Source organism: Phyllobacterium pellucidum (assembly GCF_013327855.1).
Taxonomy (GTDB): domain Bacteria; phylum Pseudomonadota; class Alphaproteobacteria; order Rhizobiales; family Rhizobiaceae; genus Phyllobacterium; species Phyllobacterium pellucidum.
In genome coordinates, this window is record NZ_JABUMX010000001.1 from 1,041,508 (window position 1) to 1,056,899 (window position 15,392).

Annotated in this window: 12 protein-coding genes; 5 read left to right on the forward strand and 7 right to left on the reverse strand. The window is 51.5% G+C overall.

Annotation, left to right across the window (positions count from 1 at the left end; all coding sequences use genetic code 11):
- Positions 1-2: 2 nt before the first annotated feature.
- The gene (locus tag HQ945_RS05085) at positions 3-2,021 is read right to left on the reverse strand and encodes a hypothetical protein (RefSeq protein WP_113279775.1); all 2,019 of its coding nucleotides are present in this window, start codon (positions 2,019-2,021) and stop codon (positions 3-5) included.
- A gap of 113 nt (positions 2,022-2,134) precedes the next feature.
- On the opposite strand from HQ945_RS05085, the gene HQ945_RS05090 reads away from it, so the two are divergent.
- Together HQ945_RS05090 and HQ945_RS23175 are read left to right on the forward strand one after the other, a co-directional pair.
- Positions 2,135-2,827 carry a class I SAM-dependent methyltransferase gene (locus HQ945_RS05090; protein WP_091950501.1) on the forward strand — a complete coding sequence of 231 codons (693 nt, stop codon included), beginning with the start codon at positions 2,135-2,137 and terminating at the stop codon, positions 2,825-2,827.
- Complete coding sequence (locus HQ945_RS23175; protein WP_091950503.1) at positions 2,827-3,231, forward strand: GtrA family protein; 405 nt, start codon at positions 2,827-2,829, stop codon at positions 3,229-3,231. Before HQ945_RS05090 ends, HQ945_RS23175 begins: the two co-directional genes overlap by 1 nt.
- A 6-nt stretch (positions 3,232-3,237) precedes the next feature.
- Here the strand turns inward: HQ945_RS23175 and HQ945_RS05100 are convergent, their stop codons facing one another.
- The 3 genes from HQ945_RS05100 to HQ945_RS05110 form a co-directional block, all read right to left on the reverse strand.
- On the reverse strand, positions 3,238-5,523 hold the full coding sequence (locus tag HQ945_RS05100; protein WP_113279774.1) for a glycosyltransferase: 2,286 nt from the start codon (positions 5,521-5,523) through the stop codon (positions 3,238-3,240).
- A gap of 891 nt (positions 5,524-6,414) precedes the next feature.
- A complete protein-coding gene (locus HQ945_RS23085) occupies positions 6,415-7,278 on the reverse strand; it encodes a putative sugar O-methyltransferase (protein ID WP_174207707.1) in 864 nt (287 codons plus the stop codon).
- A gap of 318 nt (positions 7,279-7,596) precedes the next feature.
- Positions 7,597-9,936 carry a rhamnosyltransferase WsaF family glycosyltransferase gene (locus tag HQ945_RS05110; protein ID WP_113279772.1) on the reverse strand — a complete coding sequence of 780 codons (2,340 nt, stop codon included), beginning with the start codon at positions 9,934-9,936 and terminating at the stop codon, positions 7,597-7,599.
- Between the two features lie 1,287 nt (positions 9,937-11,223).
- Between HQ945_RS05110 and HQ945_RS05115 the strand changes: the two genes are divergently transcribed.
- From HQ945_RS05115 to HQ945_RS05125, 3 genes are all read left to right on the forward strand, one after another.
- Positions 11,224-11,604: a hypothetical protein gene (locus tag HQ945_RS05115; RefSeq protein ID WP_174207708.1), complete on the forward strand. Its 381-nt coding sequence runs from the start codon at positions 11,224-11,226 to the stop codon at positions 11,602-11,604.
- Entirely contained in the window at positions 11,601-11,927 is a 327-nt protein-coding gene (locus tag HQ945_RS05120; protein WP_174207709.1) for a hypothetical protein, read from the forward strand. Before HQ945_RS05115 ends, HQ945_RS05120 begins: the two co-directional genes overlap by 4 nt.
- Before the next feature lie 309 nt (positions 11,928-12,236).
- Positions 12,237-12,569: a DUF982 domain-containing protein gene (locus HQ945_RS05125; RefSeq protein ID WP_174207710.1), complete on the forward strand. Its 333-nt coding sequence runs from the start codon at positions 12,237-12,239 to the stop codon at positions 12,567-12,569.
- A gap of 6 nt (positions 12,570-12,575) precedes the next feature.
- Here the strand turns inward: HQ945_RS05125 and HQ945_RS05130 are convergent, their stop codons facing one another.
- The 3 genes from HQ945_RS05130 to HQ945_RS05140 form a co-directional block, all read right to left on the reverse strand.
- Positions 12,576-13,154 carry a hypothetical protein gene (locus tag HQ945_RS05130; RefSeq protein WP_246272524.1) on the reverse strand — a complete coding sequence of 193 codons (579 nt, stop codon included), beginning with the start codon at positions 13,152-13,154 and terminating at the stop codon, positions 12,576-12,578.
- A 405-nt stretch (positions 13,155-13,559) separates the two neighbouring features.
- Positions 13,560-13,733 (reverse strand): hypothetical protein, encoded by a 174-nt coding sequence (locus tag HQ945_RS05135; protein WP_174207711.1) that lies wholly within the window; start codon positions 13,731-13,733, stop codon positions 13,560-13,562.
- 552 nt (positions 13,734-14,285) lie between these two features.
- Entirely contained in the window at positions 14,286-15,329 is a 1,044-nt protein-coding gene (locus HQ945_RS05140; RefSeq protein ID WP_246272598.1) for a linear amide C-N hydrolase, read from the reverse strand.
- Positions 15,330-15,392: the final 63 nt, after the last annotated feature.

The following is a 15,392-nucleotide window of genomic DNA, read 5'->3' on the forward strand; positions in this document are numbered from 1 at the left end:
GCTCACATCGAAAATTCAGCAACAATGGTGTCACAATAGGGGTTACCAATCTTATCAACCCCAATGAATAAATTCTCTCCAACGGGAATACGTGCGGCTTGAGTTTGTCCAGGACCCAAAACGCCTTCCCAAGTAACGTGTCCGTCCACTGAAACTGAAATCGACACACCGTCGGCATTCGGGCACGACACCAATGCCTGTGCGGGCATAGAAAATGTAATTGATTTCGGTGACTTGCTTTCAAGAAACCTCAGGGGAACGGTTATTGATGTCCCCGTCGTCTCTCCAGGATGAAGCGAGACCGAGTTGCTCCCGGACGGGGTAACCCTACCCCATTTATCGCCCAAGATTTCAGTTCTAAGTGCAAGCCTCGGTTCCATCGATTCAAAGAACATTGCACGCCATGATGGATTCACCTCAAGCAATACAGGGAGCAACTGAGCCATATCTTCGGCCGTCATAGCTCGGCTTCTTTTATACAAAAATGCGTCAACACCCACTGACAGACGGTATGGGCCCCCAATTTTCGAGTAGCCGCTACCGAATCCTTTGCCCTCGACTATTAAATCATTCGGGACCTGCAAGTGTCTCTGAGTGCCTGGTGCAAGTTGTGTCAACGCAGGGACGGTTGCTATCTGATACTGGGCACGTAGATGCTCAAATCTGAATGGATGCGTCGACGCAACGTGTGGCGTAAAGGGTACGTAATCTGCTAAGTCCGGAGATAGGCTCCGCAAGAGGTCGTCTGACAGGATCAAACTTGACCCAAAAGTGTTCACTTGGTCAGTGTCTTTTCGATTTTCATGTATAGCACGCAGAAGTTTCTCGTAACCATCGCGATTATCAAGAGTTAGCGGCCTGACTTCAGTTGGGTAAAATGCTTCAGGAAACACCCGAGGAAACAGGGTCGCTCCAAGTAAAATGGTTATCGAAAACACAGCACATAGGCCTAGTATCGACTTATCGTGAAGCCTAATTATCGACCCGACAGATTTTATTCCAAATATCAGGACGGGAAACGACCAGAATGCCACGGGCAGAAAATGATGGACACCCATCAACTGCGTTCTGGTGAAAAGAAAGTATACGGTGGTCGCGACGATCCCGCAAAACAGTACGGCTGGGACTCTAAAAATCACGGCCGAAATAAATCCGATGCCGATCACGATACAATTCAATATTCCCGTCCGTTCGAGAGCCATAGCGAGATTTTCAGAGAACGATTTGTGATAAGCTGCATATAGCTCACCATAATCAGTGACGAGGATTCTGCTTATAAGACCGAATTGGGTATAAAGCGCCAAGCCACAAAACACGCTGGTGACAATTGCAAATTTGACCACAAGTGACAGTACGGTTCCCAATTTTAACAGGTCCCGTCTGCTGCTAGCCATTGCAAAAAACAGCGTCACAACCATTAGAGACATCACGCTATAGGCATACCATCGCCGCAAAAGAAATGCGGCCCACAATGAGACGCCGACGAGAATGAGTTGGCGAATTGTAGCTCTTGTGAGATAGGCAGTTTTCAATATCACAATTGTCGCGATGCCAAGAGGTATTAGCCCGGCGATATCCCACATACCGCGCAGGGTGGGTGCGAGTAGAGGCAAAGTCGATGCCGCTATCAACAGCGTTGCTCCTTTGGCGTAAGTATTCTCCAATGACGCGCTCTCTGCCGCGATGTAGGAGGCTATTGCTACTGCAGGCATGCTGTATAAAGCCGCTATGGTCGCGACATATGGTGCGCGGCCACCCCCAAATAGTAGATAGGATGGAATGAGAGGCAGTGCGCCGGAAATATTATAATCGCCGGTGGATATAGAATTCGCTACACCGCCGAGCCAACCGGGGGTGCCCAAGCCGGCTCCAAGTCGCTGGTACATTCTCCAAAATTCGCCGAAATCCCACACGTAAATCGGGTCTTCGTGAGCTACGAAATATGTGCAAAACGCGATATAGAGGATGGCAATCGACAGCAAGATAAGGGTGTAAACCCAACGTGGGCGTGCGGCAAACAAGGCAACTCTCCAATTCGGGGCAACGTGAATACGCCCTGGATGAGGTTGTCAATATCTTGCGTTGTAAATCTTGAGTGTTAAGTAAGAGGCGAATTAAATGGCTGGAAAGTGTGATGAGCGACAAGAGCGAATTTGACGCATATAGGACGACCTACAAGGAAACCGTTAATCAAGCGATTTCATTCTCTGGATTGGACGTCGACTTCTTCACAAAAGTAAAGGCCGTAAGGCTTGTTGATCTACTCCGCGATCGACTGGGAGATCCCCTGTCTCTTTCTATTTTAGATGTTGGATGCGGCGTGGGAACCTATCATCCCCTATTACGTGGGAAAGTTCGAAAAATCACCGGCATCGACTTATCCGAAGAGTGTCTTGAGGAAGGTCGGGCGAACAACACCGACGTGGACTACCGTCACTATGACGGTCTTCGAATGCCCTTTCCAGATAATTCATTTGACGCCGCGTTTGCCATCTGCGTAATGCACCATGTTCCGCCGGAGCAGTGGCCGAGCTTTAGCAGGGAAATGGTTCGTGTTACGCGGCCGGGGGGATTGGTTGTGATCTTTGAACACAATCCGTACAATCCATTCACGAGGCGTGCGGTAAATACCTGCCCGTTCGATGCTGATGCAGTTCTCCTGACAAAATCACAGACGACCACCCATTTTAAATCGGCCGGTCTCAAAGATGTGGAGGGCAGATACATCCTCTCGGTACCCGCAATGAAGGGGTTGCCCCGGTCGTTGGACGACCTTCTCGGCGCCCTTCCTATAGGCGCCCAGTATTTTGTATCCGGCCGTCCGTAATGCTCACGGCTGCGAATAAGGTGCATCGTTTGATCAGGTTCGGTCTGGTTGGTGGCGCCAACACGGTAGCCTACTTCATACTGGCCAACGCATTAGTGTATATTATAGGTGTCCAACGCGAACTTTCTGCATATTTTGCTTACGCATTGATTTTACCATTTTCTTTCTTCGGACATCGGCGTTTCACTTTCCGATCGAGAGGAAACGCCATGTCCGAGTGGGTTCGATTTTGCGTAATGCAGGGTGTTTGCCTGTCAATAATCGCGGGAGTAAACGCTATTTCAAAGCACTATCCAGCTTCTCTAAGCTGGGTTGCGTTTGCCGCTATCAGCTTCCTAATCCCGGTTATTAATTTTCTCATGATGCAGGCTTGGGTTTTTGCGACGAGAGGAAAGGCAAGCTAGATACTTTTACGGCCCTGCGGGGATCTGAAGCAATAACCCCATAATCCTATCAGTAAAAATCCTGATATCATTGTTTTCCATAAAGCGCGCCACGCCTACCTCACCCAAAGATTTCCTTCGCAACGGATTTTCAGCCAGTTCTATTACGGCTGCCACCATTTCAGGGACATCCAAGTAAGGAACGATGATACCCGCCTCCCCGAGCGCTTCTGCCGCACCTCCCGCACCGGAAAATGCGATGACGGGAACCGCTGAGGCCATCGCAGTCAGGCTAACTAATGGATACGGATCTTCCCTAGATGGAAGCAAAAATATATCCGCAACTGATATAAAAACGTCGGCGTCGACGCGCGAGGTCATGAACTCCACCCGCCCTTGGAGGCCGAGACGTGAGACATCATGCGCAATCCACGACCCATACGCTCGGTTGATTGCTGAGCCAATCCATAAAAAATGGATGGGTAGATCAGGCCGCAGACGGAGGACGGCTGACGCAACTTGCAAAAAAACGTCCGGGCCTTTTCGATGATCGACCGTGCCACAGGCAACCACCAAGACATTGTCTCTCGAAGAGTCGGCATTTATTAAAACTTGCGAGCGTACGACATCCCGCTGCTGTGCGGAAAAAAATGGCACATTGTGCCCCGTCGGAACGATATGGATTTTCGCTGTGCCGATACCGAAATCTTGGATGACTTGGTCACGGGCGTACGACGAACCATAAACGACGTACCTTGCATGCATGTTTATTTTGTCAATCAATTGCCGCCCGAACTGATCGATACTGGTGGAGAGTTCGTGAATTAGACTAACCACTGGAATGTCAACGTCGTCGAGCGCCTCAACAAGCTCAGCACAAAGGATTGTATTACAGATTGCTCCCCATACCGGCACGTCCAAATCGTTCAGGATTGCCTTAAACGTTGCAGTGGGAGGACTCGAATCTCTAATTTCAGACAATACATATAATGGGGCAAGTTCGGCGAATTCGCGTGAGAGTTCCCCGCCATTGATTGCGACGACTAACAATCTAAAGTCATCACGTTTGGACAACTCGCGTGCGAGATTTAAGCACATTACGGGCGCTCCAGTTCGGGAGCAATCGTGAGTTGTCAATAATAGTATAGGGCGTTGGTCAGACTGGGCAGCTGTAGATATTGAGAGTTTTACGCTTTCGGCAGCCGCCGAACGTTTACTGCTTTCAACATTCGGTGGCGTCCGTAAAGTTGAAAAGCCAGCCGACACGATGCTTTTCAGCGCTCGTATCGGACGTGTGACTCTCCAAGACGTTGAAGTATAAATTTGGTAGAGCTGGGATAGCGTCAGTTGACTAGATAATTCAAGTTCCGCGATGTGCTTCAGAGCTGCATCGGTTTTCGCTCGTTCCGTTTGAAGTTCTCGCCGTAGCCGATCGTGCTCTTGATTGAGCAAGTTGCTTTTTGTACCTTTTTCAAACGCTTGATTAGCTTCAGTCACCTCTTTCCCAAGGCGTCCCACTTCTGATTGTAACAGAGCCTCTGTTTCCATCAAACGTAGTTGGATCCCATAAAGGAAATCAGGATTATCGAGGAGACCCCAGCGTATGGAAGTTAACGGTGAATCGGAGGCGAGGCCGATAAGATAAGGCGCTTTGGGTGGGACATCCGTTAGTTCGTACGTTAACTCGTTGGACCTATGGAATACCTCCAAAACAAGGTCGCATTTCGCGGCTGGGACAATTACAGAGCCGCTTGTGGCCTTTTGTAGCCCGACGGTTTTATGAGCAAAGTGTTTCGAAAGCAGCGTCTCAAATTCCTGATGTGAAAGCTCGAATTGTTGAAAAGGATTCTGCTTTCCTGGAGAAGAATAGACTTGGCGATTTGGCGTCGACAGCACAAAAAGCCCTTCGGGACGAAGTACTCGCTTCACTTCGTCAAGAAATGCCGAATGTTGATCATTGTGCTCGAGTGTTGCGAATGAGACCACGACGTCAACGCTGGCAGGCACAAGGGGAATAGACTGGCAAGAGCCAACGTCAAAAACTAGCGAGGCCGAACCGTACGCTCGTCGCGCCTGCGAAACCACATCAGGGTCGATGTCAATACCAATAACTGATTTTGCGACTTGCGAGAGCAGGTAGCTACCATAACCTTCGCCACTTGTTATATCGAGGACATCCCTCCCTTTGCAAAATTGGGTTGCAAATAGGTAACGGTGATGGTGTTCAACTTCAATCTCGCCGCTGCGGTTGGTAATAAACCTCTCGCCCGTCCTATCCTGGTATTCGGAAGGTGCGAGAAGTTTGAATTTCATTTGCCACTCCAACGATCCACACTAAGTCGAATGCTAGCGTGTCGTAATGAGCGACGTAAAAATAAGCAAGTAAGAATGCATGAGCAGGCGCAGAGCGTTGATAGTGAGATACCATCGTTTAAACTGGCTGAAGTCTTTGTAAAAAAACGTGTAAACTGCTTCATCCCATACATTTAACAACGCGTCGGACTACCGCAAAACGCAAAAAAGCGCCCGGATAATCCAAGGGCAGCATACCGAGAATTTCCCATTATCGGTACCGTGTGCAACAGGTGAGGGCCGAAAATTAGATCGGAAGACGTCCGATCAGGCGTCCCATGGACTATTGCTAGTTTAGTTGAAGATCAGAAGCCCGGTGGTGAAATGAAAAAGCATTTTTTCTGATGATCCTTACGATCGCTCTGCCTTTCCTCGCCACGCTGCGTCTAAGTTCATTTGCTGGCTCCCAGAAGAGTTTAACTGGTCAACGTCCGGCGGCGTAAAGCAAGCGTTCGGCGCGTACCGGTAACGACTGTGGGCGATCGATAAACCTACCTGGTTCCTGATTGGAGACGTCACGGTGCCACTCCATACGAGACCGATCTGAAGCAATGGTCCAGTTAAAAATCCCGTAGTCTTCAAGGGGGACATTCACGGGTTGGGCGGACTCCGACGTCACTCCGGCTGGTGTAACGTCCTCGCCGAGAAAATAGGGAACTACTTACCGAGACGACATTTGGCGGGAAGCTGCCGAAATCATTATGCTGCGTTCGATCTGATCGTAAAAAAAGGCTCGCCGAAGCGAGCCCTTTTTGTCAGCGGATGAACGCTATTTCCTCAATGTATCCCGCTCGCATGGGAGCCGGATAGCGCATCAGCTCAATATAAGGTGCATGGGCCTTGATGACTTGGTTAGCCGTGAAGCTGTTCACCTCGTGATTGATTGACAGGAACCTTAGCCGTTTCCAGCGCGTGCTTCACGTAGGTATCGGCGGCTGATCGGTCCATCTCCGTCAGCGAATCCACATTAACGACGACATCGGCTTTCACGTCGCTTAGGCACGCTGGCGGGAGAATACGCACCGCACCGGGGCGGTAATCCTCACCGAACAGGCAGACGTTCTCAGCACCAAGCGTCCGGCCGAGGAAATAGCCTTGAGCCAGGTTGGTCATCGGAAGGTCGATGATAGTGTAGTCCTTCACGCCCGATTGGTGGCAGTAATAGACCGTGCGGCCAAGGCCAGCGCCGATCTCAAGGACTGAACTGCCATTGCCTATCCGCAACATCTGCAATGTCCGATATTGCTGGTAGATCGCAAAGACGGCTCGAAGGTTTGCAACCCCTGCTTTCAAGCTAAGGCCGAACTCGTTGGGAAACGGGTTCGGGAATTCTGCGCGAACGATGGGATTGATCAGATCAATCAATTGATCGCTCGTGTGCTGTTCAGGCGGATAATGGTCCGGCGCTTCCGGATTGTTTACCCTTGCCACACCGACGGCTGAAGCAAGCGCTTCAATCGCATGAGCCACTAGCATAGCCTGATGGTCTCGAAATCCCGAATCATTGTTTAGAGCCTGGGTGCGCGATGCGCCGATCAGATCGAACCCATAGAATAATTCGATTGTAGCTGGATTGCGCAAGGCATCAGTCAAATCGTCGTCGGTTCCCCGGACGACGAGACTGTGGATTGCCGATTTCCAACTATCGAGAGTGCCCCACTGCGATTCACCGTAATCGGAAAACGTTGCGTGGGCTGCCTTATAAGGCTGCCGCACGCGGCGCACGAGTTGGATATCGTCTATACCCCCAAACCGCGGGACTGAACTGATGCACTATTGTAACGGCTCCCTTGAGCGAAGATTATGGTCTAAGCTGTGGAGCGACCTTTTTCAACACTTTCAAATCCTCTCAACGTTGATTGGTGGCAATAGTGAACCGACGGCGCTTTTTGCCGGACGCGACGTGATTCACGTGCTGTCGTTCCAACCTCTTGCGTTGCGTCGGTATTGACATGGTAGCAGTCGCCGCTTGTTGCCTTGTTGGCGTCATCATTCATCAGCTCAGATTGCTGACTTTGCTATCTTCGAATTTGTTCAGCGACGCGGCGGGGTATCGACCAGACCGAACTCGACTGATAGATCAGAATGTCGGAGACGTTCGATTGAGGGTGCGGGTTTATTCACCATCGCCATGACATCTAGCGCCTCGAAATGTGGAATTCCGGTCTTTAGGTCCCGTATGGGATTATTAATCGCCGATGGACGCCCGACCATTTGTTGTTCAGCAATGTTAACCTGAGCCTCTATTGCTTCGGCAATTTCCTCAGGTGTCACGCTATCAATGCTGATGATCAAATCGCTTCGCTCAGATAGGTTTTTGCACTCATAAGAGTTTGTAATGGTCCTGATGCCAGCGTACGCCATCTCGAGCGGTGGATAACTGGGATGCGGAGATATCATGAGTGAGAGTCCGACCGAAGCTCTGCTCAAGAGATCGGCATAATCCGCTAAAGGCATTTTACCTGTGATTGTGATATTGTAGAGATGGCCAGCCCGATGCTTTTCGAAGGCCTCTCCGATGCAATAAATTTTCCATGCTGCCGCTTGAGTTGGGTTTCTGCGCCGCCAAAGGTGAAGACCATCGATTCCGGCCTCAAAGCAGTTCCTGACAGCTGACGGCCGCGAATAAAAAAGAATGATCTTCTCTCTTACTGCGTCACTGTTGAGAGAGGCGTCAATCTTCGCATTCGGTCTATATGGGATCACCGCCTTTTTCTGATGGTGGTAATACTTTTCCATGTAAGTGGCGAGCTCTTCCGAATTGAAGATTGCAACGGTATCGTCGTCTCTCCGATACGTCGCGTCGGCTAGTGCGTATTTTGTAGACCAGCCGTAAAAGCCGGGTTCGAAATCTTGGATAATGTATATTACTCTCGCAGCATTGCCGAAGAACGCCTTTTGAAAGTCCTGCAGGCGGTAGGCGTTCACAGCGGTCCACCAGGCTGTAGCCACGAAAATGTCTCGTTCTGACAATTCCAAAGGCTCGTAAAGCCGATCTGTCGCATCAACGACAACCCTGTGCCCCCTTTTTTCGTGACCAAGTTTCTGAACATCAAAACTCTTTAAGACTTCTGGAAGCACAAAGTCATCGCCGTCTCGATCGACCTGGCTTTCAGTAACGATAACGCGAATGTCCGAATTCGGTGCGGCGCCGGCAATCTCCAAGAATATCTTTAAGGCCGTATCGATGCCGCCAAATATGTGCGCCGGCGAGATCGTTGGAACAAGCAAATTGAGACGTTCTCGCTCTTCGCATGTCGGGGTGACGGTTAGGCGCAACGTTTCCCGATGAGTAACCTGCGTTATGCCCGGGAACTGACTCTCTGAACTTATAAGGGGCGAGAACCCCCTCTCGTCTCGATCAACCCTTGACGACTTAGGTTCTTCCGCAGTTATCCTTTTCCAGGTATGACCAGATTTTTCAATGAAAAGTAGGAGCGTTCGCTCGATTGCGTGAGCAAGAGTTCCATCTATCTGACCAGCCTCCTCAGGAAAATCCGCATAGTCTAGATTGAGATCGAGCAACGGCCGGATCGCGTCAGACCTTCCCCAGTACATTGATCCAGAAGGAAATTCAAGCGTGCCGTATACATCGAGCTTCAGCCCGATTTTTGCGACCAGCTCTTTCGCGATCGGGAAGTCGTATCCCCAGTTGATAACGTTCTTGATGAAATCTGCATGTTCTGGATAGACCGCGCCGACATTTTCCGACGATAGAAGCGTAAGGTTATCGGTGGCTATCGCCTTTGACCCAATGAGGTTCCCCAGAAGGTAGTCCCGCCAAGTCGCATATGCGCCTGCAGCATGAAGCGACTGCTTGGAATGAAGATGGATGAAGGCGGGATATCGTCCGTATACATCTTTGAATGCGATATATTTGGGAGCGACGTCGCGGCCCCTATTAGGAACAACCCGTATTTCCACCTCGATAGGGTGCAGCCCGGACGCAGAGATCGCGCGGTCGAGGCTCTGTCTTTTATCCTCAGTGTCCGTTGTAACAAAAAGACCAAAAGGCACAGGTATATTCTTCAAATGCTGAAAAATGCTCTCCGTGACCTCCGGATAAAAAATATGAGCAACTACCGCCACCTTGTCAAAAATTATGCGGCCTGGGATTCTTCCTTGTCCGACATGGGTAACTGGATTTGTTTCGTCTGTGATCGGGCGCGCGATAACTGCCCCGATTTGATCCAATGCTCCAATGTTGCGCATTTTCGTATCAGCCGGCGAAGTCACATTGGGAAATAGCCACATGAGCGGATTGCGAGCGTTCTCGATGCGAGATGCGAAATATCTCAGCAATTGCGCCAAAAAGCCGCGGGCGCCCTTGGTTTTAAAAACGATTGCTGCTTTTTTTGCGGTTCTCAACACCATCAACTCTGCATGCACCCTGCTTCACAATTATAAACATCGCTAGACGAAGGTCGTTGCTTTGTAAATCAGGGACCCTGTTGTTGCGGGGTCAAATTGGCAAGGGCCATAATGGACGATGCGAGAAAAGACGTGAGCGATGCAAATTTATTTGAGAGAGGACCGCAATCAAAAATTGCGCGACCAGCCAAAACGATTCCTAGCGAGACTAACGTAATTTCTTTCCGCGATCATCTCATAACGGATACAATGGAGAAGTTTCATCGGAGCGCCATGTTCCGGTTCGCCTAGGAGTAGGCGCCCAGGCGAAATTGAGGCGCTTTACTCCGATATACTTTTGGCGATTTATATGTTGGGTTAGTCTTTTTTTAAGGTCCCTTGCCTTCTTAAAGCTTGCACAAAAGCAACACCCCAAAGGCAATTGCACGAAGAAGTACTATTTCCATTTGATCGCATCGATTCTCTACGGCACATTGATTTTGTTGAGGAGGACGAGCCATGGACGAACTCACGGCTATCATCACACTGTTTGCGCCGTGCGCATTGTGGGTGGGTGGTCTTTACCTTCTGGTCGTATGGCGGACTCGCCGACCTTCGTCGAAAAGCGAAATGTAGCGATCCCCACCCCGCTATCTGTTGAACAAGCGCGAGACCCACTCGAACGAATTGGCGATGCTGACGACGCCGGTTTCGATTTGCGACTCGCCGGTCACAATCTTGCTATCCTTCACCCGTTGAGTGATCGAGCACCCAAAGTGCAGGGCCAAGCACCAGCGTATGGCGCCGCGCCCGCCGCGCCTTGCCCAATGCGGTTCATCAAGCGTTGCACCTGCGACGAGCTATCGACAATATCGAGTTGGATATCGGCTATCAGCCGGACGATTGCCGTCGAGCGCTTCGAAGGCGGCGTTGTGGATTGCCGGTACCGTCTTGGTATTCCATCCCTCCTCGGCCCAAGCCTCATAGGCTTCAGCAGCGTATCGCGAAAATGACGGTAAGTATCTGAAAAGTTTGATGGAGCGGGTGAAGGGAATCGAACCCTCGTATTCAGCTTGGGAAGCTGGAGCGATCTGTGCATATTCAACAACTTACACTGTAAAACCCGCCCGGACTGCCCATAATCATATCAATTACTTAGCGGACCAGTGTAAAACTTTCTGACGGCATTAGATGGACACAGGAACCCCGAATTACTTTCAAGAGCGCATGTCGGAAATAGACGCCGATCCAAGCTTGCGAGCGAAGTGGTTCAGCCTTGAAGGTTCTCTGGTGAGTTTCTTATACTGAGACATGCACATCACTTGGAAACGCACAATCATTGGAGGAGACGAACTCAGCCACGACTTCTGCGCCTATGTCGAGAACATCCCGATTGCACGCATCATGAGAGATCACGATGTTGATCACCGGATCTTGTGGAGCGTCAACTTCCATATCGGGGATGCGGCGAGTGATTCATGCCTGATCAGGCGTGAGGCCATAGAGTGGGTGGAGCATAGGTTCGCCCACTTCTTGACAACCGAGGCCGGCAAGCGTGATCCGCAGGAATGGCCGCACGATCAGAGATCAGCGCAGCTGTGGTTTCTGCGGCATGACAACCCGAAGCAGTATGCCGTGCTTGTCGAGGACCTGCGCAACGGCCGGGTGGAACGGATTGCACGGAAGACATGACTGAAACTGAGGACATCGAGCGCAAGGCCAAGCGCGCAGCGTACATGCGGGCCTGGCGCGCCAAGAATCCGCCATTGTTAAACGCAAAACGCAAAGCCAAGGCCGCAGAGAAAATGCGGAAATGGCGCAAGCAAAACCCGCTATCAGCGGAGAAGAAAGCGAAGGAAGCCGCGCGCGCAAAACAGTGGCGGGATGCAAATCCAGAGAAATATCGGGACCAGCAAAACGGGTGGTATGCCAAAAATCGCGAGCGGATACTTGCCAAAGATCGCGAGAGACGCCGCGCTCGGAAACAACTTGGCCCATTGCCTTCGCAGGTATAAAATGAAGCTGCAAGTTGGCCCAATATGCTTGCAACCCCCGGGAGCCCGTCGTTGAACATCCAATGGCGGGCTTTCGAGTGTTTCACGCTACATCGCGCCGCACGTTATTTCCGCTCGCGGACAGGGAACCGTACTAGCCATGCATGTTTCTGTAGGCTGACGTCATTCACGTCAGTAAAGTCCGTGCTCATGGCCAACCGAGGCCGGCCTTAATTTGGGCGGTGGGGCGCACATGGCTCACCGCCCTTTTTGTACGCTTAGCGAATTTGGTCGACTCCAAATTTCGAAAACTTCTTTTACATTCGGGCCATGTATGAGGATTACAAAACATTCCAGCGAGTGCAGGTGTTCGGGCGGCAGCCCGAGCAATTGATCAGTGTCACCTCGGCTTACGATGCGGCTGTGTTCCTGCTGCAGCAATGGCCGGACGAGACCGGCCCCAAGCATCTTATGGCGCGCGAGATATTGCTGAAGTGCCTTGAAGGCAATTGCTCGGCTGCGGTGGCGCGTGTGGCTTTCGTCGAGGCAGCGAGAGAACCCGGCATTTACATGGAAGCCGAGCCGATGCGACCGGCCTATACCGGCAAGCCCAACCCGAAGTGGGGAAAGCGTAAACCACGCTGGCGCGAGACTGCAGGCTAAACAGCCCTAAGCTTTCGCAATGAAATCATCGGAGGCATCCAAGTATGGCGTTCCAAGCAAAACGACCTTGGCCTGGGCTAACCGTCGATAAACGCTCCGTTGCTGCGCTACTGGCCACCAATCGTAAAGGAAAATTTCTAGGGGGCGCCAATTGGCGACCCAGCCCACGATGATAAGTCCTTCCTCTATGAAATCCCCAAAATAGCCGGGAGGCAAAAGCGCCGACAACGCTTGTCCCGACAGCAGACAAAACAGGAGGACCACCAACCCGATGAACAGTGATAGGCGTCCAGCGGCAAAAAGTTCGGACAGTTGACGCGACAATGCTTCTGCCCTGAACCTAAAATACTTGACGAATGGTTCGGTCAAATTGATCGGCGTTTTTTCGTCAAGGGCGGCCTGTGGAATGTGGACCAAGATCTCAAGGGCATGGCGGGCCGGAATTGCTCGGGCACGTGATAAAATGTATTCATCCGCATCTTTCGCCAAATCACGCTCCCTGAACGGGAATGGATCCATAGTTCCGAAAAGCTGGGAGATGGTGTCCACCCTTATATCGATCATCTCGATTTTGTCTTCGGTCATCCCGAACATCCTTGACGCTGAACAAAACTGACTTGGCAATGTTATAATCGGATTTTTTCCAGTGACGAAAGCGAGGCGGCCTCATCATGAAGGTGGCAACCCTTCGTCTCGGTCCTTACTAGAAAGCTTAACGTGGAGAGCTTGGAGGTAAATTGTGCCGTGACCTTTAGTTCCCTGCGCTTCTCCGTTGAGGTGGACACGCACAACGGGGTGTCTCCTTCTCTATTTTGGCGCTTGTCCAGGTGGTCGGTCGTCTCCCGTTAAGTGTTCCACATCAGCTTCGTTCTGTTCGGATACCTGCTCGAGGGCGTTTGGCAGTTTCACATCGCCACCAGCTTTGCTCCCAAGGGCAACTATCACCGCCTACTTGATTCGCTGGACGGCGACCAACATGGTGCACCTTAACTATTCTGGTGGCGTCGTTGAGGTCCATTTGGTCGAGAAGATATTGGGCAGGAGACTAAGTTCGCCGACAAGATGTTCAACGAGCCGGTCTTCTTCTTTAACGCTGTGGACGACCGCCTGGTTGGCGCCGGTGCCATCCGAAGATTTGCAAGCCAGCATGGGTCGTGGCGGCATCAAGCATGTCTTGAGACTGGCGATTCAACACCGCGTTGACCATTCCTTGTGAAGCGCCTTTCGACGAAGACATACGAAAATGAAGCGGCGCAGATAGTTAGCGTGAATTCCAGCGCTAGGAGCGGAATTCCTGCAAACCCCTTAAGCAATAAAACGAATAGAATTGGAAAATGCCACAGATATACACCGTAACTAATTCGCCCCAGATATCCGACAGGTAGCCATGTAAGGACTGAGTGCAAAGCTCACCCGGCCCGACAGTGAGAAGGCAATAAACTAGCAGCGCCGATAAACTGGCAATAGCCGTGAATCCCCATTGTTGTATCCAAGGCGCATAATGTCCAAAGAGCGAAAACGCGCCTAAGGTTAATAGGACTATCCACTGTACAGGTTTCGTCCATTTTTGATCGTTGATGGGTAGGAAGGCCAACGCACAGCCCATAAAGATTGAATCGATCCGGGTGTCCAGCCCGTTGAAAATTCGCTGGCTCGCGGCGGAATTCCCGCATAACGGGCCACGTCGAGGAGAAAGAGCCAAGGCTGCGAGCACACCTACATTTGCAAGCCTAGGAACTTGAAAGGTTCGGCCGGCTTGAAGTCGCTGGTCGCGTCGCCCGAATAGGTGTGATTCTGGTTGTCGCCAAGGTCGAGCTTCATCACCTCGCCGGTCTCCTTGGCAAAATCGATCTTCTTCAGATCGACCCAGAAGGTGTTCGGCGTGAGCGCCGACTCGAAGAAATAGAGCTTGCGCTTGTGATCGACGACTGTGCGCCAGCGGGTCGAAGAGATGTTCGGCTCCTCCGGCGTGTTCAGTCCGTAGGGCACGGAGACATTGCGAATGACGCTGAAGACGCTTGCGAGCGCGCGATCGGGACTCTCGTCCTTCGGGATGGCATTCACGTAGAAGGAGGCTCGAGCAAATCGGTCCGATGCGCGGTTGGTGCCGGGCAACATCACCGTGCCGCCGATCTGCTTCCAGTAGGCGTTCAAGGCCAGCTGTTGGTCGAAGACAGGTGAATTGGTCATCACTTGGTACTTGCGGTCATGATGGATGACCTGCTTGCCGCCGATGTATTCGACAATGGCGCTGTCGCCGGTCTTGTCCGAGATCGAAAGGTGCAGCGTGGTCAGCCGGTTCTCGCCCGGCACGTTGTCGGTAACGATCGTGAACGGCTCTTTCTCAAGCGCCTGCACCGCTTCCTCGACAGTTGCGAAACTGTCGAGGACATATTGCGCCCAGGCAGAGATCGTCAGGCCCGGTTTCGATTTGTCGTCAAACTTCGGGTATTCGGATTCGACCAGCCACAGGAGGTTGGCGTTGAGACCCGACTCGTTGACGCCATCGGTGGTTGAAACATCATAGCCAGTCGCAACGACGCTGCCATATTTTGCGGTCCACTTGAATGAATTAGGTCCGGCCTGGCCCGTCCGCTCGATGCCGCGCGGCAAGATCCAAAGATTGGTCGCGACGTCGCTTTTCCAATCCATGGAGCGTGCGGTGACAATGTTGTCGTTCGGGCCGAGGTAAACGAGGCGGGTGCAGGCTTCCCCGATGGTTTGCCCCAGCATGAGAAGGGCGGCAAGTGCGCAGATCATCGATCGGGCAGCGGAGTTTCCGATAAACATCAAACCATTCTCCTTTGCGGGTTAATGCGGAGC